The 23,252-nt window shown below is 61.9% G+C and carries 20 protein-coding genes; 7 read left to right on the top strand and 13 right to left on the bottom strand.

Going from position 1 to position 23,252, the window contains the following annotated elements:
* Positions 1 to 2: 2 nt before the first annotated feature.
* Entirely contained in the window at positions 3 to 569 is a 567-nt protein-coding gene (locus RIE53_12895; protein ID MEQ9105581.1) for an HDIG domain-containing protein, read from the top strand.
* A 1-nt stretch (position 570) separates the two neighbouring features.
* Positions 571 to 1,764 (top strand): DUF445 family protein, encoded by a 1,194-nt coding sequence (locus RIE53_12890; GenBank protein ID MEQ9105580.1) that lies wholly within the window; start codon positions 571 to 573, stop codon positions 1,762 to 1,764.
* Here RIE53_12890 and RIE53_12885 read toward each other — a convergent pair.
* The 8 genes from RIE53_12885 to RIE53_12850 are packed head-to-tail and all read right to left on the bottom strand — an operon-like array spanning position 1,736 to position 9,837.
* On the bottom strand, positions 1,736 to 2,332 hold the full coding sequence (locus tag RIE53_12885) for a thymidine kinase (GenBank protein MEQ9105579.1): 597 nt from the start codon (positions 2,330 to 2,332) through the stop codon (positions 1,736 to 1,738). The genes RIE53_12890 and RIE53_12885 overlap by 29 nt on opposite strands.
* Positions 2,333 to 2,391: 59 nt before the next feature.
* Complete coding sequence (locus RIE53_12880) at positions 2,392 to 3,162, bottom strand: hypothetical protein (GenBank protein MEQ9105578.1); 771 nt, start codon at positions 3,160 to 3,162, stop codon at positions 2,392 to 2,394.
* Entirely contained in the window at positions 3,159 to 5,000 is a 1,842-nt protein-coding gene (locus RIE53_12875; protein ID MEQ9105577.1) for a BatD family protein, read from the bottom strand. Before RIE53_12875 ends, RIE53_12880 begins: the two co-directional genes overlap by 4 nt.
* Positions 5,001 to 5,026: 26 nt before the next feature.
* Positions 5,027 to 5,785 carry a hypothetical protein gene (locus RIE53_12870; protein MEQ9105576.1) on the bottom strand — a complete coding sequence of 253 codons (759 nt, stop codon included), beginning with the start codon at positions 5,783 to 5,785 and terminating at the stop codon, positions 5,027 to 5,029.
* Positions 5,782 to 6,813 (bottom strand): VWA domain-containing protein, encoded by a 1,032-nt coding sequence (locus RIE53_12865; protein ID MEQ9105575.1) that lies wholly within the window; start codon positions 6,811 to 6,813, stop codon positions 5,782 to 5,784. Before RIE53_12865 ends, RIE53_12870 begins: the two co-directional genes overlap by 4 nt.
* Positions 6,813 to 7,784: a VWA domain-containing protein gene (locus RIE53_12860; GenBank protein ID MEQ9105574.1), complete on the bottom strand. Its 972-nt coding sequence runs from the start codon at positions 7,782 to 7,784 to the stop codon at positions 6,813 to 6,815. Before RIE53_12860 ends, RIE53_12865 begins: the two co-directional genes overlap by 1 nt.
* Entirely contained in the window at positions 7,784 to 8,965 is a 1,182-nt protein-coding gene (locus RIE53_12855; GenBank protein ID MEQ9105573.1) for a hypothetical protein, read from the bottom strand. Before RIE53_12855 ends, RIE53_12860 begins: the two co-directional genes overlap by 1 nt.
* Positions 8,962 to 9,837 carry a DUF58 domain-containing protein gene (locus tag RIE53_12850; GenBank protein ID MEQ9105572.1) on the bottom strand — a complete coding sequence of 292 codons (876 nt, stop codon included), beginning with the start codon at positions 9,835 to 9,837 and terminating at the stop codon, positions 8,962 to 8,964. Before RIE53_12850 ends, RIE53_12855 begins: the two co-directional genes overlap by 4 nt.
* Before the next feature lie 168 nt (positions 9,838 to 10,005).
* Here RIE53_12850 and purQ point away from each other — a divergent pair, with 168 nt between their 5' ends.
* Positions 10,006 to 10,716: a phosphoribosylformylglycinamidine synthase subunit PurQ gene (gene purQ / locus RIE53_12845; GenBank protein MEQ9105571.1), complete on the top strand. Its 711-nt coding sequence runs from the start codon at positions 10,006 to 10,008 to the stop codon at positions 10,714 to 10,716.
* Positions 10,717 to 10,737: 21 nt separating this feature from the next.
* Here purQ and RIE53_12840 read toward each other — a convergent pair whose 3' ends face one another.
* The 4 genes from RIE53_12840 to RIE53_12825 form a co-directional block, all read right to left on the bottom strand.
* Positions 10,738 to 11,478, bottom strand: a complete 741-nt coding sequence (locus RIE53_12840; GenBank protein ID MEQ9105570.1) for a succinate dehydrogenase/fumarate reductase iron-sulfur subunit — start codon at positions 11,476 to 11,478, stop codon at positions 10,738 to 10,740.
* Positions 11,479 to 11,482: 4 nt separating this feature from the next.
* Entirely contained in the window at positions 11,483 to 13,390 is a 1,908-nt protein-coding gene (locus RIE53_12835; GenBank protein ID MEQ9105569.1) for a fumarate reductase/succinate dehydrogenase flavoprotein subunit, read from the bottom strand.
* A 12-nt stretch (positions 13,391 to 13,402) separates the two neighbouring features.
* A complete protein-coding gene (locus tag RIE53_12830) occupies positions 13,403 to 14,104 on the bottom strand; it encodes a succinate dehydrogenase cytochrome b subunit (GenBank protein MEQ9105568.1) in 702 nt (233 codons plus the stop codon).
* Between the two features lie 81 nt (positions 14,105 to 14,185).
* Complete coding sequence (locus tag RIE53_12825; GenBank protein MEQ9105567.1) at positions 14,186 to 15,322, bottom strand: citrate synthase; 1,137 nt, start codon at positions 15,320 to 15,322, stop codon at positions 14,186 to 14,188.
* Positions 15,323 to 15,728: 406 nt separating this feature from the next.
* Here RIE53_12825 and RIE53_12820 point away from each other — a divergent pair, with 406 nt between their 5' ends.
* From RIE53_12820 to RIE53_12805, 4 genes are read left to right on the top strand one after another with little or no spacing between them, the layout of a single operon-like run.
* Positions 15,729 to 18,419, top strand: coding sequence for an Rne/Rng family ribonuclease (locus RIE53_12820; protein MEQ9105566.1), 2,691 nt, complete (start codon positions 15,729 to 15,731; stop codon positions 18,417 to 18,419).
* 19 nt (positions 18,420 to 18,438) lie between these two features.
* Positions 18,439 to 19,185 carry a hypothetical protein gene (locus tag RIE53_12815; protein MEQ9105565.1) on the top strand — a complete coding sequence of 249 codons (747 nt, stop codon included), beginning with the start codon at positions 18,439 to 18,441 and terminating at the stop codon, positions 19,183 to 19,185.
* Between the two features lie 2 nt (positions 19,186 to 19,187).
* A complete protein-coding gene (locus RIE53_12810; protein MEQ9105564.1) occupies positions 19,188 to 19,475 on the top strand; it encodes a hypothetical protein in 288 nt (95 codons plus the stop codon).
* Positions 19,472 to 20,299, top strand: coding sequence for an MBL fold metallo-hydrolase (locus RIE53_12805; protein MEQ9105563.1), 828 nt, complete (start codon positions 19,472 to 19,474; stop codon positions 20,297 to 20,299). Before RIE53_12810 ends, RIE53_12805 begins: the two co-directional genes overlap by 4 nt.
* On the opposite strand, the gene RIE53_12800 is transcribed toward RIE53_12805, so the two are convergent.
* Positions 20,282 to 23,140, bottom strand: a complete 2,859-nt coding sequence (locus RIE53_12800; GenBank protein ID MEQ9105562.1) for a prolyl oligopeptidase family serine peptidase — start codon at positions 23,138 to 23,140, stop codon at positions 20,282 to 20,284. The genes RIE53_12805 and RIE53_12800 overlap by 18 nt on opposite strands.
* Positions 23,141 to 23,252 lie beyond the last annotated feature (112 nt).

Genomic DNA, 23,252 nt, shown 5'->3' with positions numbered 1-23,252 from the left:
TCATGCCTGAATACAAGGATGCCCTGGCCCTTTTCCATGACTGGACCCATACGGACAGTCTCCGCCGCCATGCCTACGGCGTGGAGGCGGCCATGGCTTTCTACGCCCGTCACTTCGGGGAGGACGAGCAGCTGTGGCGGATGACGGGCCTGTTGCACGACATGGACTACGAGAAGCACCAGACGGCCAGTGAGCACCCGTACGTGGGCGTGGGCGTGCTGCGGGAACTGGGTTACCCCGAAGTCATGCTGGACGCCATCATGGGCCATGCGGACCACACCGGAACCCCGCGCACGACGTTGCTCTCGAAGGCGCTCTATGCGGTCGATGAACTGTCGGGCTTCATTACCGCCGTCGCGTGGGTACGACCGACCCGGTTGGAAGGCATGAGCGTGAAGTCCGTGACCAAGAAGCTCAAGGACAAGGCCTTCGCCGCGGCGGTGGGGCGTGACGATATCCGCAACGGAGCCGCCGATCTGGGAATTGAACTGAACGAACACATCGGGAATGTGATCGCCGGCATGCAGGCGGACGCAACCCGCCTGGGCCTCTCTGCGTCCCAAGGGTGAATTGACCCGGAACGGAGTGGACCCCGAACAGAACACATCGAAGGAAGACGAATCGGGCAGCCGGGGACTATCGGTCCAGGAAGCCCGGGATGTGACACGCGCCACGGCGGGCGATTTCCGGGATCTGCTCAGCCGTTACATCCGCCGGCATCGCCCGGTCTCTCCGCCCCCTGTTGCGGCCGCGTCCGAACCGCCTCGTCTGGCGGGGTCGCATGCGGCCATCCTGCCCCTCCTGCAGGTCATACCCTGGTCGCTCGGCATCATGTTCGCGGCGTCGTTCCTGTGGGATTTCCCCGGAATGACGCTCACACTCCCCTGGGTTTCCTATCCGTTGGACGGCCTCATGCGCATTGTGGCCGTGAGCGGTCTCATCGGCTTCCTGACGAACTGGGTGGCCATCACCATGCTGTTCAATCCCCGTGATTCCCGGCCACTCTTCGGGCAGGGGCTCATACCCGCCCAGCGGGAACGGGTCATTTACCGACTTGCGACGGCCGTTTCCGAGGAATTGATCAACGAAGAGATCATCAAGCAGAAAATCGAGGAAAACCAGATCATCCCGAAGTACCGGGAAATGGCCCTGGGCGTTACCCGGAGCGTCATTGAGGATGAAGAATTCAGGACGGAATTGAAGGGGCTGACGTCATCCTACATGACCGCCGTGCTCACATCCGAGGAAGTCCGCAACCGGGTGGTTGCCTTCGCCATCGACAAGATCGAGTCATGGGTGGGACAGGGCGTGGGCGGATTTGCCCTGAAGGCCTATCGGTTCATCAACGAGGAAGACTTCACGCGGCGTGTGGAAACCGCGATTGAAGGACTTCCGGCTCAACTGGATGTGGTCCTGGATGAGATGGATGCCCTGCTGGACCGGATACCGGAGAAGATCGAGAGTCGGGCGGAGGACATCGAAGCCTGGGCCACCAAGGTGGTACTCGGATTCGTCGAGAACCTGGACGTCTACGGCATGGTCATGGACAACATGATGGCGTACGATGAGCACCGGTTGGAAGACCTTATCAAGCGCAGCACCAACGAGCAGCTCAACTACATCAAGTACCTGGGTGGTGCACTCGGCGCGCTCGGCGGCTTCGTCATCTGGCAGCCCGTTCCCGCCCTGGTCGCGTTTATCGTGCTCGGGGGCGGATTGTACGCGGCCGATGAGGTCATTTTCCGTCTGCGGAAGGCGCCCTGACCAGGCCCGGGTCGAAGCAATTCCGGCACCGGGGCTCGTACGATTCCGTGGCGCCCAGCAGGACCCGCTCGTCCCCGGCCGTAAGACGCTGTGAATGGTTCGCGGGCGCCCCGCACTGCATGCAGATGGCGTGCAGCTTCGTCACGTATTCGGCCACGGCCATGAGCGCAGGCATGGGGCCGAAGGGCTTGCCCAGGTAATCCTGGTCCAACCCGGCAATGATGACCCGTTTCCCGGTTCGCGAAAGCTCCTGGACGACGTCCACAAGATCTGAATCGAAGAACTGTCCCTCATCGATACCGATGACATCGGCATCGGATGCCAGCAGAAGGATCTGGGAGGCGGCAGCGACCGGTGTGGAACGAAGGCTCGATGCGTCGTGTGACACCACCTCTTCTTCGGAATACCGGGTATCGATGGTGGGTTGGTACACCTCGACCCGCTGCCGGGCAAACCGGGCGCGCTTCATCCTGCGGATGAGCTCCTCGGTCTTCCCGCTGAACATGGATCCGCAGATGACTTCAATCCATCCGGCGGAGCGGGCGCGATGCAGGACGTGTGGTTCCACGGCGGATTAGGATGGACTGGGATTCGCTCAGGTTGGACAGGAGCCACTGAAGATACGTCTCAGACGGACTCGATGGCGTCGTCGGGAAGCCATCCACCGACCCCGTTCGTCAGACGCACGAAAACCCAGCCGTCTCCCCGGGCCTGTACATGCACGGTCGTTCCCGCATGGAGCTGTTCGACAGGTGTGCTTTCCGGTGCTGCCTGTTCCGTGAGGGCGACGGATTCGACCAGAACGATGGCGCGGTCGGGCCACGGAGGGAAGGCCGACGAATAGAGGGCAAGCGCCAGCACGGGCAGTCCGATGATCAGCGCCCATCGCTCCAAACGTCGGCCCTGAGGCAGGGTGCGCTGGGCCAGCAACCGGGCGCCGGCGACGCCGCCCCACAGGAGCAGCAGGCCGGCGCCGAACCCGAACCATACACCCGGCCCCGCACGATCCAGGATCCAACGATGCGCCCGCATCCAGAACGGAGTGGGCAGCGTGGAGAAGGTGTCTTGCTGCAGCCGCTGTACAATGGAAAGACTGTGCAGAATCCGCTCATCCTCCGGAGCCTGCAGACGGGCACGTTCCAGGAACAGGGTAGCCCGACCCACATCATCCAGCCGATACCAAGCGACGCCGGTATTGTGCAGCAGTTCGGCACTCGTGTAGCCTTCCGATCGGGCCTCGTCGTAGGCGGCGATGGCGTCCCGGAATCGTCCTTCATGCAGGGCCTGGGTTCCCCGGTCGAAATGGGCAACGGCCGATTCCTGTGCCTGCACGTCGAACGAGCAGAACATCAGGAGAGCCACGATGGCCAAAAGACCCATGCGCTGAAGGTTGGTCATGCTGAAAGGTGCTCGTCAATGTCCGGAATGAGGGCCGATGCGTCGTCCAGCGCCCCTTCCCTCCGTTCATGGTTCATTCCCGAGGGCGCGTACCGGCCCAGGTCACACGTGTCCAGGAAGGCCCTGAGTCGCTCGCGCGTCCCGGTTGGAATGCCTTTTTCAGCCAGGATGGCGTCGAGACGGGCCCGGGTCAATCCGCGTTCCGGGATGTCCAGCCGGTTGCCGATGAACCCGAGGACGGCGCGGTCCAATTCCTCGAAATACCCGGCCGTGTCATCGGTATGCATGAGTTCCGTAGCGCGTTTGAGGTGCTGACGGGATAGCGGGTGGGCACGTCGGCCCCGGGACAGGGATGGCGCATCCGCATGTCGCCGCCGCTGGCGATCCACGATCAACCCGGCCCCGAACGCCAGTACCGGAAGGAGCAGGATGATCCACGTCGCTGTCCGCCGGTGGAGGGGAGGGGAGGACGTCCGTACCCACTTCGCTGCATGGACGAATGGAGGCGCCACGTCGTCCACGGGCAGACCGTTCGTGGTGGCACTTACGACATCCGGGACGGTGGCCGTTCCCGTGACCGTCACGGGGAAGGGATCGGATTGCGTCGTCCGGTAGACATTGGCGTCGGGGTCGAACCACGAGAATTCGACGGGAGGGATCTCATAGGATCCATTGGCCCGCGGAATCAGCACATACGTGAACGTCTTGCTGCCGGTCAGGCGATTCCCCGATCGATCAATGGCCAGGGACGACTCGGGCTCATAGGTATCGAACACGGCCGGCACATGGATGCGCGGAGCGGAAAGGGTGGCCAGGTTGCCATCACCCCGTACCGTCACCGTGAGGCGGATGGACGATCCGACCTCTACTTGCTGGCGATCGGTCCGGGCCGACAGGACAAAATTGCCGACCACGCCCTGGAAGCTCTCGGGGGCACCGCCTGGAAGCGGACGGGCGGCAACCCGGACTTCCCCCGAAGCCAATTCGACCGGGGTATACCGGGATCGCATGGAAAACAGACTCTGGAACGGGTCACGCCGTTCGGTCGGCAACATGGCCTCACTTTCAATGCGCAGGGGGTCAACGCTCAGGTCACCTGCCCGTGCCGGAAATACGGCCGCCCGCTTCAGGGTGATCACATTGTACCGGAGGCCGTTCTCGACGACGGTCTGGGGGATCGGGCGTGTTTCGACGTCCATTTCTTCGCGCCAGAAGCCCTCGGCTTCCCAGCTGTCTGTCAGTCGGCTCTGCCGGAGTTGGATTCCTTCCCGGAAGTACAGCCGGTACTGGATAACGAGCTGCTCATTCTGCCATACCGTGGACGAAGCGGGTGTGGCACGGATGAAAATATCCCGGTCGGACGGCGGCTCCGGCTCCGGTTCGGGATCGGCAGGTGCCATCAGGGAGGAGAACGGATCGCGGCGTTGCGGGCGGGCGGGGCGTTGGGACTGGGGGACGATCTCGATTTCAATGGGGTCGGTATGGTAGGTCCGGTCGCCGACCGTGATGGTCATGGCTTCAATGCGGGCCTGGCCTTCTCCGATCGGGCGGAAGGCCCACGTATAGCCGAAACTCTGGGAAACGCGCCCATTGACAATGGATACGTTCCGCTGGGTACCGGGCGTGGACTGTGCCAGGGCAAGGCCGCGCGATTCGGGTGCCGCCGGTGGTTGCACGTCCGAACCGTCAGAGCCTTGCACGGACAACGTATAGGTGACGACTTCTTCCGTGCCGATTACGGTCGCATTCACCGATGCCTGCACGGAAACCTCCTGGGCATGGGACGGGCGAACCTGCATCGCCGCGAGCAGGCACAGGAGAATGGACAGACGAATCATGGGCATCGTTCGGGTCATCCCGGCGGCTACCAATCCTTTTCCACGCGCCGGGGGCGCGCATCCATTTTCTGGACCTGGCGAAGCAGCTGCTCCTCCTCGTTTTCCAGGGCTTCCAGAATGCGCTGGGCCTCTTCCGGGCTCATCTGGGTCGGATCCTGTTGTTGTTGCTGCTGCTGGTCCTGTGGTTGATCCTGGTTCTGCTGATCGGCGTTCTCCGAATCCTGCTGTTGTTGCTGGTCCTCGTTCTGTTCGTCGGTCTGCTCCTGGTTCTCGTCACCCTCGCCTTCGTTTTCCTGTTGTTCCTTGTCGTCCTGGTTCTGGTCCTGGTTCTGCTGCTGTTGTTGCTGCTGTTCCTGCAGCTTTCGCTTCACGAACTCATAGTTGAACTTGGCATCCAGGTTGGACGGGTCCTGGAGGAGGGCCTGACGATACATTTCGAGCGCTGACTCCAATTCCTCGGCCTTGGTCAGCGCGTTTCCGGCATTATAGAAGGCGCGCACACGAGATGCGTCATCGGTACTCATATGGGTCGACCCGGTGAACGACGCGACAGCACTTCCGAAATCTCCCTGCCTGAACAGTGCGGCACCCAGGTTGTTGAGCAGGCCCGCATGCACGGGACCGGGTCCGTCGGCCTGGATGGCCGCGATTCCGGCCCGGTAGGCGTCGGCCGCGGCCGTAAGTTCACCGGCCGCGTAGAGAATGTTGCCCTCCCGGCCCTTCTTCTTCGGATCATCGCCGGAGAAGGCCGTCAGGAAGGCGAGCACTACGATCAGGATTCTCATGGGGATGGGGTCTCTCGGGGTTTCCTGCTCTCGGGTATCATTCGCTCCAGGAAAAGAAGGAACAGGCCCAGGAAGAGGGGCCACTGGAATTTTTCGTCGTACTCCTCGAACTCCTCCGAGCCGTAGGAGGTCCGCTCGAGTCCCTGCAGCGCCGTCGTGAACCGGGCGAGCGAGCTGGACGTGCGGGCAATACGGAAGTACCCCCCGTCCCTGGACAGGTCCTGCAGGACCGATTCCTCAAGGCGCGTGGTGACCACGGTGCCCGTCCGGTCTTTCTTGAAGTCAACCTGACGGCCATTCCGGTATTCCGGAATGGGAACGCCCTCGGTTTCGCCGACGCCTGCAGCGAACAGGATGACGTTCTGTTCTCGCGCCTGCGCAATGATTTCGTCGAGATCGGCCACGTGGTTCTCGCCGTCCGATACAAACAGGACCGCCCGCGTCCGGGGTCCGTCGTCAGCCATCCGGGTCGGTGCTTCAAATGCGCGAAGAGCCATCTGAAGGGCATTTCCGAAATCCGTCCCGGGTGTGGGTATGAGTGACGGGTCAGCCACATCCAGGAACAGGCGCAGGGCACCATAATCCGTGGTCAACGGACTCTGGATGAACGCATCGCCGGCAAAGATGACCAGGCCGACGCGATCTCCGGTGAGGGTCCCGAGCAGGCGTTTGATTTCATTCCGGGAACGTTCCAGTCTGTTGGGCGCCACATCCTCGGCCATCATGGACGCCGATACGTCGAGGGCGATGACCAGATCAATGCCTTCACGCTGCACCTCCTTTATCTGCGTCCCGAACCGCGGGCCGATGAGCGCCAGGACCAACAGTGCGAATCCAGCGGAAAGCAGCGCGGCTTTCCAGCGACGCCGACGGGTACTCAGGCCGGACGTCAGCCGCTCAAGCAGCTGGCGATTGCCGAACGCAGCGACCAGCGAACGTCGCTTCCACGCAGCAAAGCCAAAAAGTCCGGCTGCCACCGGCACGAAGACCAGGGTCCAGAACCATTCAGGATGCAGCCATTCCATCATCAGGGAAACCTCCTGAGCACGGTGTTGGACAAGAGGATTTCCATGAAGAGCAGCAGCAGTCCAGGCAACAGGAAGGCGGCATAACGCTCCTGGAAATCGGTATATGTGCGCTCTTCCACGCGGGTCTTCTCCAGTTCGCCGATCTCCTCATAGATCTGTCGCAATCCTTCGTTGTTCGTGGCCCGGAAATACTGTCCACCCGTGCGCTCCGATATGGCGCGCAACATGTCCTCATCGATATCGACGGGCACCATGCGCCGTTGCCGCCCGGCAAACGGATGGTCGACAACGAACGGAGCCTCGCCATGGGTTCCGACCCCGATGGCATAGACCCGGATCCCGAACGTTTCCGCCAGTTCCGCCGCGGTCTCCGGGCTGAGTTCGCCCCGGTTGTTCTGTCCGTCCGTCAGCAGGATGACGACCTTGCTTTCCGCTTCACTCTCCTTGAGCCGGTTCACCGCCATGGCAAGTGCGGTCCCTATGGCCGTACCATCCTCGATGACGCCCATTTCGACCTCGGCGAGCATGCTCAGCAGGAAATCATAGTCCAGGGTCAGCGGCGCTTGCGTAAATGCCTTGGCCGCGAACACGACCAGTCCAACCCGGTCGGATATGCGGTTGGAGATGAACTCCGACCCGACCTGGCGTGCCGCCTCGAAGCGGTTCGGACGAAAGTCCTCGGCCCGCATGGAGGTGGACGTGTCGAGCACCATCATGATGTCGACGCCCTCTGCATAGCGCTCCTGCACGGTATTGCGGTCCTGGGGTCGGGCCAAGGCCAGGATTCCGAACGTCACCGCGGCCATGCGCAGGAGGACCGGAAGGTTACGGAGGCGGTTCTTGAGCGTGGGAGGGGCGGCGCCGGCCGCCGCCGTGGCGCTGAAACGCAACCGCGCCCGGCGCCGCCCCAGGAAGGGGATCAGCGGCACGAGGACCAACAGGACAAGCCACAGGGGTTGGGCGAATTCCATCAGGCGTGCGGGTTTTTTGGAGCGTACGGGTTGGCAGAGTCGGTGGGCTTCACAGGACTTTCGGTGGGGAAGGCACCTGAGGAATCCGCGGATTCAGCGTCCAGGGAAGTGCCTGGGGACGTTGCGGAGTCGGAGACAGCCGGTGTATTGGCGTGTTCGGCGGCGCGGATCCGCTCGGCCTGCGCGACCTGTTCAGCGGCCCGGTACGCCGCTTCCGTTTTCTCGACGGTCTCCCGTGTCTGCTGTAAGATGGCGCGCGTCCGGTCAACGACGGGCTGGATATCGGCGAACTTGACCAGGTCAGACTGGTCCAGGATGTCGTGCAGGTCGCGGATAAGGGCCCGCGGAACCGGGCGATCGGCCCGGAGCCGGGTCAGTTTATCAACCAGTTCCCGCGTGGTGGCCTCGAGCGCCGGCACATTCGCGCGCTGCCCGAAATAGGTGCGCAGGATATCGGCCAATTCCACGTAATACGATTTTACATCCGGCAGCGCCCGCAGGTCGATGGCTTCAAGCCGCGTCAGGCGCTCCAGAGCGACATCCACGGGTGGCACCGGGGGGGGAGCGGGAGCGGCTTCCACGTCATCGGCCTGCCGGAGCCGGTACCAGAACCAGGCTGCGATAGCGGCTGCCAGAACCAGGCCCAGCAGGACCCACGGCCACCATGATCGAGGGAATTCCGCGACCTCCGTAATGTCGCGGATGTCCTCAGTGGTTGGCTCCAGGAGAGAAACGACCGGAAGGAAGAGCGGCTGGCTGGCGAATCGGAGCGTATCGGCCGGTGTCGCAAGCCCGTCTGACGGCGTATCGGTCGAACGCGCGAGTCCCACCGGAATACCCGACACCCGAGCCGTATCGATCGCAAACGTGGTGGCCTCATACACCACACTGTCCAGGCGACCGGAGTTTCCGTATGGACGGCCGCCCTCTTTCCGCACGTCCAGGATCTCGAAGTCCCCGAGCGCGAAATGGGCCATCGACCGGAGGGAATCGGGAATCAGATGATGCGGGAAGACCGGAGATCGCGAACCGTCATGGCCAATGACCACGGTGAGTTCGAAGCGGTCACCAATACGCGTCGAATCGACCGATACGTAGGCTTCGGTTTGTTGGGCCCTTACCGCATTCGGCAGCAGGAGCCCGGCCAGCAGGGCGAGTCGGGATATGGTGGATCGAATCATCCTGCCCGATGCCTTTTCTTGAAGAATCGTACCAGGGGATCGACATACCCCTCGTCGGTGTGGATGGGAATACGATCCACTTTCACCCGGCGGAGCAGTTGCCCGGTGGTGCGATCGGATTGGAGTCCCGCAGTGAAAAAGGCATCCCGGACCGATGTGTTGCCGGAGTCGATGGTCACGGTCTGTCCGGATTCCGGATCCACGAAATCGACCAGGCCCACATCCGGGAGATCCCGCTCGAGCGGATCAATCATATGGACGGCGATGGTGTCGTGGCGCCGCGCCAGGGCACGCAAGGCCTGTTCGTATCCGTCATCCATGAAGTCGCTGACCAGCATGACGATGGAACGACGATGCAGGACGTGTAGCAGGTGGTTCAAGGCCACGGAAATGCCGGTGCCCCGCGACAGGGGCTGGTGGGCGAACAGGTCCCGGATAATCCGCAATACGTGCTTGCGGCCCTTCTTCGGTGGAACGAACAATTCGACCGTATCCGAGAACAAGAGCAGGCCCACCTTGTCGTTGTTCTGGATGGCACTGAACGCGACGACGGCGCATATTTCCGCCGCCATCTCCCGTTTGAGCAGGTCCGCCGACCCGAAATCACCCGAGCCGGACACGTCCACCGCGAGCATGACCGTCTGCTCACGCTCCTCCTCGAAGATCTTGACGAAGGTCTCGTCGTAGCGGGCGCTCACGTTCCAGTCAATGCTCCGGATGTCATCACCGAACTGGTATGGTCTGACCTCGGCGAACTCCATGCCCTGTCCCTTGAATGCGGAATGGTACTCCCCGCCGAAGATGTTGCTCACAAGACCCTTCGTACGGATTTCGATCTGTCTGATTTTTCGGAAGAGTTCCTTGGGGATCATGTCGCGGATACAACGGATTGGAACGTTCGTTCATTGTGCGAGGTACGCCGGGGACGCCCGGACGTTCGCGCTCACACGCAACAAATACGGGACACCCGCTGCCCGGATTCGCAAGATCGCTTTCGCCATCCGTGTGACCTATTTTATAGTCCGCCAACCCTGTATGCCATGTCCGCGAACATAGGAATCCTCGTATTTCCCGGCTCCAATTGTGACCACGATGCCTACCACGTGGCCAAACATGTCATGGGGCAGGACGCACGGTTCATCTGGCACAAGGAGGCGTCCATCGGAGACGTCGACCTGGTCATCGTGCCCGGTGGTTTTTCTTACGGGGACTACCTGAGAAGCGGATCAATTGCCCGGTTTTCGCCCGTCATGAAGGATGTAATCCGGTTTGCGAACGATGGCGGCCTGGTCATGGGCATCTGCAACGGCTTCCAGATCCTGTGTGAAGCCCATTTGCTGCCGGGCGCACTCACCCGGAATGCCTCGCTTCGTTTTGCCTGCAAGGACGTGTACGTGCGGACGGAAAACCCGGGCACGCCATTTACGTCGGCGCTGGCGGAAGGGGAGGTGCTGCGTGTACCCATTGCACACGGCGAAGGCAACTACATTGCCCATCCGGATGTGCTGGCGGAATTGGAAGCCAACGGACAGGTCGTTTTCCGCTACGCCTCTCCCGACGGGGTTGTCGGAGGCGATGCCAATCCGAACGGCAGCATGAATGACATTGCCGGCATTGTCAACCGGGAAGGAAACGTGCTGGGCATGATGCCGCATCCCGAGCGCAGCTCGGAAGCCATCCTGGGCACACCGGATGGCGCACGCATCTTCCAGTCCATCCTGCAGTCCCTGTCCGCCGTCGAGACGGGCTGAGCGGAACCTGCACAGCCGACGCTAACGGCCCAGCGCCTTCACGTACTCACGCCGCATCCGGGCGATGGCCGAAATCGAAATGCCCTTCGGACAGACGGCCTCGCACTCGGCGTGGTTGGAGCAATCCCCGAACCCCTCTGCGGCCATCTGGTCAACCATGGCACGCGTACGTGTGGCCCGCTCCGGATCGCCCTGGGGCAGCAGGGCCAGGTGGGAAATCTTGGCCGCCGTGAACAGCGACGCCGAGGCATTCGGGCACGCCGCCACACACGCGCCACATCCAATGCAGGTGGCGTAGTCCATGGCCAGGTCGGCGTCATGCTTGTCGACGAGGATGGCGTTGGCATCGGGGGCGTTGCCGGTATTCACCGATACGTACCCGCCTGCCTGGATAATCCGGTCGAACGCCGCGCGGTCCACGACCAGGTCCTTGATGATGGGAAACGCATCGGCGCGCCATGGTTCGACCACGATCGTGTCGCCGTCCTGGTAGTGGCGCATGTGCAACTGGCAACAAGCCGTTCGCTGCTGGGGGCCGTGGGCCGTTCCGTCGACGACTACGCCACAGGAGCCGCAGATGCCCTCCCGGCAGTCGTAGTCGAACTCCACGGGATCCTTGCCTTCCTTCATGAGCTGCTCGTTCAACACGTCCAGCAGTTCCAGGAACGACATGTGCGGGTTCGCATCCGGGACTTCATAGGTCTCGAACTGTCCCGGAGCGGTGGGACCCGTCTGGCGCCATACCTTCAGTTTGATCTTCATGATGCTACTTGTAACTGCGAGTGGTCAGATGGACGTTTTCGAACTCGAGCGGCTCGGTGTGGCGGACATGGTTCCCATCGGGCTTCCATTCCCACGATGCGACGTGCGTGAACTGATCGTCATCGCGCATGGCCTCCCCTTCCGGAGACTGGTACTCCTCGCGGAAGTGGCCGCCGCAGGATTCTTCCCGCTCCAGCGCATCGCGGGCCATGAGTTCGCCGAGCTCCATGAAATCGGCTACCCGTCCCGCGAATTCGAGATACTTGTTGTACATGTTGGCCTCCCCGGGTACGAGCAGGTTCTGCCAGAATTCGTCCCGGAGTGACTGGATTTCCGTGATGGCGGTCTGCAATCCTTCCTTCGTCCGCGACATGCCCACGTGATCCCACATGATGCGACCCAGCTCGCGGTGGAATTCGACCACGGTCTTGGTACCCTTCGGTTTGAAGAGACGTTCGATGCGCTCGCGGGAGGCCGCTTCGGCTTCCTTGAAGGCCTCGTGCTCAATCGTGATGGATGCGACGGACTCGCCGGCCAGATAATTGCCGAGCGTGTAGGGAATGACGAAGTAGCCGTCAGACAGGCCCTGCATGAGGGCCGATGCGCCGAGCCGGTTTGCGCCATGGTCGGAGAAGTTGGCCTCGCCGAGTACGAACAGCCCCGGGATGGTGCTCTGGAGTTCGTAGTCGACCCACAGGCCGCCCATGGTGTAATGCACGGCAGGATAAATCCGCATGGGCGTTTCGTACGGGTTGTCCCCCGTAATCCGCTCGTACATTTCAAACAGGTTGCCGTAGCGGGCCTCGATGGCATCGCGGCCGAGCCGGTTGATGGCATCGGCGAAGTCCAGGTAGACGGCCAACTTGGTCTCACCGACCCCGCGACCGTCATCGCAGACCGCCTTGGCATTCCGCGATGCTACATCCCGCGGCACGAGGTTGCCGAAGCTCGGGTAACGACGTTCCAGGTAGTAGTCCCGCTCGGACTCCGGAATGTCCTTCGGTTTCCTTGTGTCACCGGGCGTCTTGGGAACCCATACCCGGCCGTCGTTCCGCAAGCTCTCACTCATGAGCGTGAGCTTGGACTGATAGTCGCCGGAAACCGGGATGCACGTTGGGTGGATCTGCGTGTAGCAGGGGTTGGCGAACTGGGCGCCCCGTTTGTGGGCACGCCAGGCCGCCGTCACATTGGAGTTCTTGGCATTCGTGGAGAGGTAGTACACGTTGCCGTAGCCGCCCGTACACAGCAAGACCGCATCCGCCATGTGGCGCTCCAATTGCCCGGTGACCAGGTTGCGGGTGATGATACCACGCGCCTTGCCGTCGACAACGACGAGGTCCAGCATTTCCTGGCGGGGAAACATTTCGATGTTGCCCAGACCGATCTGGCGGCTCATGGCCTGGTACGCGCCCAACAGCAACTGCTGTCCGGTCTGTCCCCGGGCGTAGAAGGTCCGGGATACCTGGGCGCCACCGAAGGAACGGTTCGAAAGCAGCCCGCCGTATTCCCGTGCGAAGGGTACGCCCTGGGCGACGGCCTGGTCAATGATGTTGTTGGCCACCTGGGCGAGCCGGTACACATTCGCTTCCCGGGACCGATAGTCGCCTCCCTTGATGGTGTCGTAGAAAAGGCGCCAGACGGTGTCACCGTCGTTGGGGTAGTTCTTGGCAGCGTTTATTCCACCCTGTGCGGCAATCGAGTGGGCGCGGCGCGGAGAATCCTGGATGCAGAAGCTCTTCACGTTGTATCCGAGCTCCGCCAGCGACGCGGCGGCCGATCCCCCGGCCAGACCCGTGCCGACCACCAGGACCGTGTGCTTCCGCTTGTTGGCCGGGTTGACCAGCTTGCAGCTGTTCTTGTAATTGTCCCACTTTTCCGTCAGTGGGCCGGCAGGAATCTTGGAATCAAGCATGGTGGAACGGTTTTATATCAACCCGAAGTAAAGAGCGAGCGGCATGACCACGAATCCCACGGCAATGCCGGCTCCGATGAGGCCCCCGATGGTATAGATGAGGGGCGACGCCGACGGTCGAATGGCTCCCAGGGACTGGAGCGCGCTCCAGACCCCGTGGCGCAGGTGGACCAGAAGGAGCAGCATGATGGCCGTGTAGCCGAAGGTGTAGAGCGGGGAGGCGAACTTCTCGCGGACCAGCTTCGCAAGGTCGCGCATTTCGACGCCACCAATGATGGTCAGGTAGGCCTCACTGGCATTACCCGGGCCTCCGGGGCCGAACTTGAACGTGATGACGTGGAAAATCAGGAAGACGAACAGGATGATCCCGGTCACGATCATGGATCGGGAGGATACCGACTGCATGCTGGGCCGTCCGGCACTCTTGTAGACCGCGTATCCTTTCGACCGGGCGCGTCGCTTGCCGAGGGCAATCCGGACGCCGACCACGATGTGGAAACCGAAAAACAGGACCAGGCCCAGTTCGACGGCATAGAGCAGCGGACCGAGTGAGGTCAGTTTGTACGTGTACAGATTGTAGGCGTCGTTACCCGCGAACATGGACAGGTTGCCGATCATGTGCAGAAGCACGAAGATCGTCAGCCCCAGGCCGGTTACGCCCGTTACCACTTTCTTGAGGACAGGGGATGTCAGCCAGGAAGAATTGGAGCTCATGATAATGGGTCGGTTGATCGCACGTCAATGTACAAACGGATGTGCAAGCCGCCCAACGCCCCGGGCGAAGTCAACGGGTGTTCACGAAGATCCGACCGTTGCGCGTCCCGTCGTGAGTCCCCGGGGCCCGGTGTAGGCCGCCCGCGGCCGGATGAGCCGGTTGTCATGCCATTGTTCCAGCAGATGCGCCGTCCACCCGGTAATCCGGGCCATGGCGAACACGGGCGTAAAGAGATCGGTCGGGATGTCCAGGGTGCCGTAAACCGATGCGCTGAAAAAGTCCACATTCGGGTACAGGCCCTTTTCCTCCGCCATGACGTCCATGATGGCGACGCTCATGTCGAACCATTTGCGCGTTCCGCGCTCGGCACTCATCTCGTCCACCATGGCCTTGAGGATGGTCGCTCGGGGGTCGACCGTTTTGTACACGCGGTGTCCAAAGCCCATGATCCGTTCCTTCCGGGCGAGGCGCGCACGGACGTCGGTCGCGGGGTCGGCCCCCGAGCGGTCCATGTCCTCCAGCATTTCCATGACCTTGATGTTGGCTCCGCCGTGGAGGGGCCCTTTGAGGCCGCCGATGGCACCGGAAATCGCGGAGTAGATGTCCGACAGGGTGGCGGCAATCACCCGTCCCGCGAAGGTGGATGCATTCAAGCCGTGCTCGGCATGCAGGATGAGGCACGCGTCGAACGTGCGCTCGGCGGCCGCACCGGGCTCGGCCCCCGACAGCATGTACAGGAAGTTCGCGGCCGTGGAACCGGTGGACAACGGACGAATGGGCATGCGGCCGTTCCGCCGCCGGTCGAAAGCGGCAAGGATGGTCGGGATGCGTGCCGTCAACCGGATGGACTTGCGCAGGTTGGCCTCCCTGGACATGTCCTCCGCTTCGCCATCGAACAGGGCGAGCATGGAGACCGCCGTCCGGAGCACGGCCATCGGGTTGGCGTCCTCGGGCGTGGCGGCCAGCAATTCCAGGACCATCGGCGGGAGGGCCCGCTCAGCGCACAGCTGCCGGTTCAGGTCGGCCAGCTGGGCCGGCGTGGGCAGAGCCCCGGTCCAAAGCAGCCAAGCGACCTCCTCGAACGTGCAATTCGCGGCAAGGTCGGCAATGTCATATCCCGCGTAAACGAGCTCGCCTTGCTGTCCGTCAATGTGGCATATGGACGACTCCAGGGCAATGACGCCCTCGAGTCCGCGGGCGGTGGAAGGTTCCGGCATGGTTCAGGATGGCATGGTGATGTCCCTGAATTTTAATGACCGGAGAGCGGCCGTGCCGGGATCATTCCGGGGGTGTGACGATTTACATGCCGACCAGTTGTTTCGGAGACGTTCGTTTTGTCTCCAACCACTCGCCCCATCCATTTCGGGGTAAGGCTTATATGAAGGCCCCCATCCCACATCGCATCTCCATCGGTCGGTTCCTGACACCGATGATCCTGCTCGGCATGTTCTGCCGCGTGGTCCGGAGTGCTGTGTCCACATGGATGACGAGTGCGCGTCGATCCGAGCCGTCGCTTGACCGGCAGGATGCTTCGCGGCCTTTCACGGAGTTTATCACGTATGCCGGACGGCGCGTATCCCCTGCAGTTATTCCAGGCGACCGCGGTCCGTACACCGACCATTCATGTCCAAGGAAATCATCATCAACAGCGGGAAACAGACCCGAATCGCCATTGTGGAGAATGGCGATCTTGCGGAGCTGTTTATCGAAAACCAGGAGCATGAGCGAACCATTGGCAACATCTTTCTTGCCCGCGTTCGCCGCATCATGCCCAGCATCCAGGCCGCCTTTGTGGATATCGGCCAGAAACAGGATGCCTTCCTCCACTTCTCTGATCTTGTAGAGAACGTCACCGATTGGCTCGAGTTTGTCGAGAGCGACACTCCGGCCATCGGGCAGTTCAAAGTCGACTACGTCACGCGTCCGACACGGAAGAACCGTCGTCGTCCGAGTGGACACCAGGGCGGATCGCGGGGAGAAGGCGAGGCCAGCCGCCACAAGCACGTTGCCGACAAGGACCGGACCGACAAGCGACGTTCTGCCATGAAACGGCAGCACGCGAAAGGACGCGGACGGGACCAGGGTCAGGATGAACGGGATGCTCCTCCGGTGGATCCGACCACCTATCTGAAAAAGGATCAGAAGATCCTGGTCAAGATCAGCAAGGAGCCCATTGCCAACAAAGGCAGTCGTGTGACGACGGACATTTCGTTGGCGGGACGATTCCTGGTGCTGGTTCCCATGGCCGACTATGTGGCGGTGTCCAAGAAAATCCAGTCCTTCAAGGAGCGTCGTCGTCTTCGGGCACTGGCCAACAGCCTGCTGCCGGAAGGATTCGGAGTCATTGTCCGTACCGTCGCGTCCGGCAAGAATGCGAAGTCGCTCGATACCGATCTGAACCTGCTGCTCGACAAGTGGCGGAAAATCGAATCCAAACTTTCCAAGAAGCCGAAAGCACCGGCTGAACTCCATGTTGACGTGAACATGGCGTCCTCCATCATGCGTGACCTGTTCACCGATGATTACGATCGCATTCTGATCGATGATCACCGCACGTTCAAGAACATCAAAGGTTACGTACAGGCGATAGCGCCACAAATGGCAGATGCCGTGCACGAATATACTGGCAGCGATCCCGTCTTCAAGTCGGCGGGGATAGACAAACAAGTGGAGGAGGCGTTCGAGAGCAGGGTGAACCTGCCTTCCGGTGGGTACCTGTTCATTGAGCAGACCGAAGCCATGCACGTCGTGGACGTGAACTCCGGTCGCTCGGGGCGCGGCATGTCGCAGGAGGACAGCTCGCTGAAGGTGAACGTCGAGGCCGCGCATGTCATTGCACAACAGGTCCGGCTGCGGGATCTCGGCGGGATCATCGTGGTCGATTTCATCGACATGCGCCATGAGCGCAACCGGAAGAAGGTCTACGACGAAATCCGGAATGAATTCCGCAAGGATCGGGCCGTCACGAAGGTCCTGCCCATGAGTGATTTCGGGCTCATGCAGATTACGCGTCAGCGTTTGCGACCCAGCATCACCAAGACATTTTCGCTTCCGGAGGATGACAACTCGGCTCCGGGACAACGCAGGGAATACCGTCCGGCAGAACGTACGGAGTCTCCGTCTTCGTCGACTTCGTCCCAATCGCGGACTCCCGTTGCTTCGAGCGCGGGTATGACACCGGACGATCTCCTCGCCCAGATGGAAAAATGGATTGAGGCGTATCTGTCGTCGGGACGCCGGGCCGGCCTGAAATTGGTGGTCCATCCCTTTACGGCCGCATTCCTGAACAAGCGCATTCCCAATCAGACGACCCGGTGGTTCCTGCGTCATCTCTTGCGCGTCCGTGTCGTTGCCGATTCCGGAATGGATCCATTGGACTTCCGCTTCCTGGACGCCGCATCGGGAGAAGAAGCGTCCACGGAGGCGAAGGAAAAGAAGGCGCCCCCGACAAAATCATCCGCTTCCAGCAGAGATACGGAATCGAAGCGGGACGACCAACCAAAGCGGGATGCCCGGTCGAAACGGGATGCCCAATCGAGTCGGGAGCCGTCAAAGGAACGCCGTGATGGAAAAGAGGAGGCGTCGGATTCTGATGCGTCTTCCGCATCCGAAGGCCGTGGCCGGGGAGGCTCCCGCTCCGGTTCACGCGGTGGCGGTCGTGGACGCGGGCGCTCAGGCGACGACGAAAACCGTGGACGCGGGCGCTCAGGCGATGACGAAAACCGCGGTCGTGGGCGCTCCGGCGACGACGAAAACCGTGGACGCGGGCGCTCAGGCGATGACGAAAACCGTGGACGTGGACGCTCCGGCAACGACGAAAACCGTGGACGTGGACGCTCCGGCAATGACAGCAACGGTCGGGGACGGTCCACCGAGGAAGAGACCCCTGAACGGGGACGTTCGTCCGAGAACGGGAATCGCGGTCGGGGTCGTGGACGCTCCGGCGATGACGACAATCGTGGCCGTGGACGCTCCCGTTCCGATGCATCAGAGGGGACCGTGACGTCGGAAACGCCCGATGCCCCGCGCCCAAGCTCCCGTCGTGCACCGAAGAAACAGGAGCAGGCAGCGCCGGAACAGGCAGCGCCGGAACAGGCAGCGCCGGTATCTGCGGAAAAAGATATCCGGACGGACACGCCGCAGCAACCGGCAGAGCGGAAACGTCCAACGGAACGGAAGGACACCGGTACGGAGACGCCCGTTGAGCAGGAAGCCGATGCGTCGTCCGATGCATCCAAGTCCCGTGGCCGGGGACGTGGTCGCGGAGGACGCGGCCGTGGCCGTGGTGGTCGCGGACGGAGCACAGGGGCCTGAATGCATCCAGTAAAGTGACATGCGCTACCTCCTGCTTCTCGTAGCCTTCGGATGGCTGGGGCAAACGAATGCGTGGGCACAACTCTCGTATGGGGGTGGGCGCTCGGCATCGCAGGCAGCAGGAGTGGGCGTGGCTTTCGTGTCGTTCGAGTACACGGGTTCTTCCGCACAGGAGGCCAACTTCAGTTTCACCAATCCGGCGTATGGCGTGGTGCTGTCCCGGCCGGGGTTCCTTGCCGGGTTCCATCGGGGCACGCAAGATTCGCCTGGAGGGGAGGAGCTCACCTTCACGGAGTTCGGATTATTGGCGTATGGATCGTTCCGGCCTTTTTCGTCCGGCCGTGGAGGGTCGCCGCGTTCGCTGGAGCCCTTGGTTCCTCTCGGGGTACAGACTTCCTACCGGCGGGTCTCGCGTGATCTCGACACCGGTACCTTCAATGCGTTCGAGTTTACCGTGGCCGCGATTGGCGCGGGATTGGGCGTCCAACGGGAGACACGCTCGTCGCTGTTCGTCGTTCGGGCCATGCCCATGTTCGGCATTGCCGCACGATCCTTCGGTGGAGATACAGGTACCAGTCGCATCCTGGACGTGGATGCCGAGCTCCAACTGGGGCCTTGGTCGGACGGATTCGGTCTCATGGTGGGATGGGGCTTCCGGTGGCAGGATTGGAATCTGAGTTCGTCCCGTCTGTTGACCGATGCGACCCAGGATACTTTTGACTATGCGGGCATTGTGCACAGCATCCGTCTGGGACTGATATTCTGACCATGAAGACCGCGCAGATCGTCAAAGAACTGGAAACCGTCGTGGAGCAGCTGGGGCTTCGCGTCCGCCGGGAAAAAGGAAATTTCCGAGGCGGGCCCTGCATCCGCAACGATGAGCCCTTCCTCATGTTGAACCGGCGGCATCCGCCTGAAGTGCACTTGGCCATCCTGGCCCAGGCCCTTCGCGATCTGGATGTCGACTCCGTCTATCTCCGTCCGGTCGTCCGCCAGGCACTGGAAGATGCCTGGACGCGTAACGACGTGGTTGAAATCGAAACGGAAGACGAGTGAGCGACGACAGCGTACAGGTCACCCTGCTCGGTACCGGCACCTCGACCGGCATACCCGTCATTGGATGTGCCTGTGCGACGTGCCGATCCGACGATCCGAGGGATCGGCGACTCCGGTGCAGTTGTCTGGTTGAAGCCAACGGATTGCGGATCCTGATCGATGCGGGACCGGATTTGCGGACACAGGCCCTTCGTTACGGGATCCATGACTTGGACGCGGTGCTCATCACACATCACCATTTCGATCATGTCGCCGGGCTTGACGATCTCCGCCCCCTGCTTTTCCGGAATCGTGCTGCCATACCCTGCTTCGCCGTCGAGAATACCGTGCAAACGTTGACGGACATGTATCCCTACATCTTTCGGGACGGCTCCTATCCGGGCGTGGCACGGTTGTCCCTGCACGCCGTCCAAGGCCCCTTTTCGGTCACGTCACGCAGCGGTACGGAGGCGTCCGTGGATATCATCCCCATTCCGGCCATGCACGGTACGCTGCCCGTCCTCGGCTACCGGATCGGGTCGTTCGCCTATCTGACGGATGTAAGCGATGTGCCGTTCGCCAGCCGGCATCTGCTGGAAGACCTGGATCTGTTGGTGCTCGATGCCCTTCGAGAACATCCGCACCCCATGCACCTGAGTTTCTCCGAGGCCATCGCGCTGGCGTCCAGCATCGAGGCCCGGGAGACGTGGTTCATCCACATGACCCACGGCACCCTGCATGCGGACATCGACGCGGACCTGCCCGAGGGCATGTCGCTTGGATGGGACGGTCGGGTCAAACAGTCGCCCCTGACCAGCCGTTCCACGTCATCGATACCGGTCTGAGGACACGGCATCGGCCGGTTCCAGACCAAGCGTTCGTCCTTTTTCCACGGCCGGAATGCCCCGCTCCAACCAGACCGGAGCAGGCGCATCCATCAGATAGTGGTCGAAGAACTGCTGCATCCGGATGGACCAGTCACGCTGATCGTGGAGATTCGAGAGCCCGTGCCCCTGGTCGTTGTAGTTCAGCATCCAGACCGGTTTGCCAAGACGACGCAGCGCCACGAAATACTCGATACCCTGGTACCATGGGACGGCGCCGTCCGCATCGTTGTGCATCATCAGGAGCGGGGTTTCCACCTTGTCGGCCTCGAAAAGCGGTGAGTTGGCAATGTAACGGTGGTGGGCATTCCAGAGTGTGCCGCCAATGCGGCTCTGCGTCCGTTCGTACTGGAACATCCGGGACATGCCCGAGGCCCACCGGATGCCGCCATATGCGCTCGTCATGTTCACGACCGGAGCACCGGCCTCGGCGGCGGCAAACAAGTTCGTCTGAGTTACCATATAGGCAATCTGGTACCCTCCCCAGGAGTGGCCCTGTACACCGATCCGGTCCCGATCCACGAAACCGGCCTCAATCAACGATGTGACACCCGGCATGACGGCATTCATGGCACTCTCTCCCGGGTAGCCCAACTTGTAGGGAATGTCCGGTACGAAGAGCAGGTATCCGCGCGATACGTAGAAGGCCCGGTCAATGCTGGCGCGCGAAGCGCTGGGGGTAAAGTAATTGAACAGTCCGGAAGAGCTCTTCTCGTAGAAATACACCATCATGGGATACGTCTTCGACGCATCGAAGCCTTCCGGGGTGTACAGGATGCCGTCCAGCGATTGCCCATCCAGGGAGGTCCACTCGACCAGTCGGGCGGAGCCCCACGTGAAGTCTGCCTGCTGCGGATTCGTCGTGCTGAGTTGACGGGTTCCAGTAAGTGTGGCCCGGGAGAGGTCGAGACGGGCCGTCCAGACTTCCGGGTATTCCTCGAAGGATTCACGGGAATAGGTCACGACCGCCGGGTTGTCATCCGCCCGGTCGAGTCGGTTGTATCCGTAGGGTCCGAAAACAAGTTCGCGGGGTGGCGCTTCGCCTGCCAATCGGTCGGTGAACCAGCCGTTTTCCTTGGTGTCGTAGTTGAAGGCAGACAGGACCAATTCGGGCTCGACGAACGGGTTCTCGGAATCCAGGTCAACCACCCGGAAGCGGATGGAGCGGTCGCGCCCCGTGCCTTCGGTGAGGTTGCGGGGGGCGGCGGGTTGGGCGGGGTCGACCGCCCAGATGTCGTACGGGTCATAGATGAGGAATGCGCGGTCGCCCTCCGTCCAGCCGGCCGCCCCCTCGGAGCTGGGCAACATGGGCCAGTCGTGCTGGAAATCCGATACGTCATGGGGAATGGATTCCGTCAGATTCGTGACGGATCCGTCGGCGGAGTTGAAGGCCATCCAATGCTTGGAATTCCCGTCCCACCAGTAGACCCAGGCACCGGTTGGACTCAGGGATGTATTGCCCTGGAGGCCCGACACCACGGTGCGCCGATCTCCGGTTTCCACGTCGACTATCCAGGCATCCCGGAAATCCGGTGATTCCCACGAAATTTCCTGCCGGTACGGGAGATTGCTCTCGCCCAGCGCCCAACGGCCGTCGCCACGATCCGAAACCGTCACGTCGGGCATGTCTTCACGGGCCAGCTGTACCACTTGGTCGGCGTCCAGATGATACACGGCATCCCAGGTCCGCTCCCGCTCGCTTTTGGCCTGTACGAGTTGCATGGGCTGCAGCAGGGGATCGGTCCAGGCCCACACGTCCACTTCCACCTTTTCACTGTCCAACAGGTGGGATTGGTCGGGTGCGGGCTCTGGCCGGGGGGCAGTTCCGAAGAACAACCGCTCCCCGGAATGGGAGAACCGGACATTTCCGTGTTCGCTGATGCCCCAGCCCTCCGGAAGCGCATGGCCGGGCACCGTTCGGAGTGCACCGTCCACAACTACGTACAACGCCTGTACCGGGAGTTCGGCAGGCCACGAGTCCCGATCGCTCAGGAAGGCGAACCGATCGCTGCGTTCCCCGAAGGTAATGGAGGTATAGCGCCCCGCACCGTCCAGGAGGGTCTCAGGGGCCGTTGCACCGGCTTCCCAGACATGCAGGCCGTCTCCGGCCCCGTCGTTGGTCTGCGTGGCCAGGACCAGTCGGGTGCCGTCCGGCGCGAATTCATACCCGGTCACGTGATCCACACGCGTCTCGGTGTTGGTCTCGAGGTCCCGGATGACAAGGGTGCCGCCCTCCGGCTTCTTCGGGAGTTTGTCGCGCAGTTCTTTTGCCAGTGTGGAATCGGCCTTGCTGGAATCCTCCACGGCATGGGCCGCCGCCACTTTCCAGGCAACCAGACTGCTGGCATCGGCCGGCACCTTGAATTCCGATGCGGAGCCGAGAGCGGCAACCGCCAACGTACGCAGGTTGACGGCGACGATCGAATCCGGTGGCATCTCATCGTCCTTCTTTTTATCGAGTCGTGCTTGGCGTGTGGAATCGAAGGGTGCCTCCACACGGACCACGAGCCAGTTCAGATCGCCGCTGAACCGGGGCGTCGTGCCCCGGGGAATCTGCAGCGTGCGCCGTCCATCGACCGAAGAGAGGTGCACGGTCTGGTCGCCCTCGGCTGGACCGGCGACCCATGCCATCCATTGCCCGTCATCGGAAAGGGTCCGCGTGGTAATCCGGTTCCATGCATTCACGTCGTCGTGATCGAGGGCGCGTTTCTGTTGGGCGTGGGCAAGCGGGGTGATGGTCGAACCGACCATGGTGGCCAGCAACAGCATGGCCAGCACGTGAGGCGTGGAGCGGAGGGACATGGCGGGACAGGAAAGCAGGTGATTGGGAAGAGATGCCGGACAATATGCGGGTCAGGGCAACAAGATGGAAGCGATTCAACGTGAACGGGCAAAAGGCCCTGGCTGCGAAAAA

The organism is Rhodothermales bacterium, assembly GCA_040221055.1.
Taxonomy (GTDB): domain Bacteria; phylum Bacteroidota; class Rhodothermia; order Rhodothermales; family UBA10348; genus 1-14-0-65-60-17.
Note: the sequence above shows the minus strand (reverse complement) of the source record. Positions and strands in the feature narration are given on the sequence as shown.

Excerpts from the sequence above, each read along its gene's own strand:
- RIE53_12825 (MEQ9105567.1), bottom strand. The coding sequence starts at position 15,322 with ATGCCGGAACCTTCCACCGCCCGCGGACTCGAGGGCGTCATTGCCCTG.
- RIE53_12800 (MEQ9105562.1), bottom strand. The coding sequence starts at position 23,140 with ATGTCCCTCCGCTCCACGCCTCACGTGCTGGCCATGCTGTTGCTGGCC.
- RIE53_12875 (MEQ9105577.1), bottom strand. The coding sequence starts at position 5,000 with ATGATTCGTCTGTCCATTCTCCTGTGCCTGCTCGCGGCGATGCAGGTT.
- RIE53_12810 (MEQ9105564.1), top strand. The coding sequence starts at position 19,188 with ATGAAGACCGCGCAGATCGTCAAAGAACTGGAAACCGTCGTGGAGCAG.
- RIE53_12895 (MEQ9105581.1), top strand. The coding sequence starts at position 3 with ATGCCTGAATACAAGGATGCCCTGGCCCTTTTCCATGACTGGACCCAT.
- RIE53_12820 (MEQ9105566.1), top strand. The coding sequence starts at position 15,729 with ATGTCCAAGGAAATCATCATCAACAGCGGGAAACAGACCCGAATCGCC.
- RIE53_12880 (MEQ9105578.1), bottom strand. The coding sequence starts at position 3,162 with ATGACCAACCTTCAGCGCATGGGTCTTTTGGCCATCGTGGCTCTCCTG.
- purQ (MEQ9105571.1), top strand. The coding sequence starts at position 10,006 with ATGTCCGCGAACATAGGAATCCTCGTATTTCCCGGCTCCAATTGTGAC.
- RIE53_12835 (MEQ9105569.1), bottom strand. The coding sequence starts at position 13,390 with ATGCTTGATTCCAAGATTCCTGCCGGCCCACTGACGGAAAAGTGGGAC.
- RIE53_12815 (MEQ9105565.1), top strand. The coding sequence starts at position 18,439 with ATGCGCTACCTCCTGCTTCTCGTAGCCTTCGGATGGCTGGGGCAAACG.
- RIE53_12850 (MEQ9105572.1), bottom strand. The coding sequence starts at position 9,837 with ATGATCCCCAAGGAACTCTTCCGAAAAATCAGACAGATCGAAATCCGT.
- RIE53_12870 (MEQ9105576.1), bottom strand. The coding sequence starts at position 5,785 with ATGAGAATCCTGATCGTAGTGCTCGCCTTCCTGACGGCCTTCTCCGGC.
- RIE53_12865 (MEQ9105575.1), bottom strand. The coding sequence starts at position 6,813 with ATGATGGAATGGCTGCATCCTGAATGGTTCTGGACCCTGGTCTTCGTG.
- RIE53_12840 (MEQ9105570.1), bottom strand. The coding sequence starts at position 11,478 with ATGAAGATCAAACTGAAGGTATGGCGCCAGACGGGTCCCACCGCTCCG.
- RIE53_12855 (MEQ9105573.1), bottom strand. The coding sequence starts at position 8,965 with ATGATTCGATCCACCATATCCCGACTCGCCCTGCTGGCCGGGCTCCTG.
- RIE53_12830 (MEQ9105568.1), bottom strand. The coding sequence starts at position 14,104 with ATGAGCTCCAATTCTTCCTGGCTGACATCCCCTGTCCTCAAGAAAGTG.
- RIE53_12860 (MEQ9105574.1), bottom strand. The coding sequence starts at position 7,784 with ATGGAATTCGCCCAACCCCTGTGGCTTGTCCTGTTGGTCCTCGTGCCG.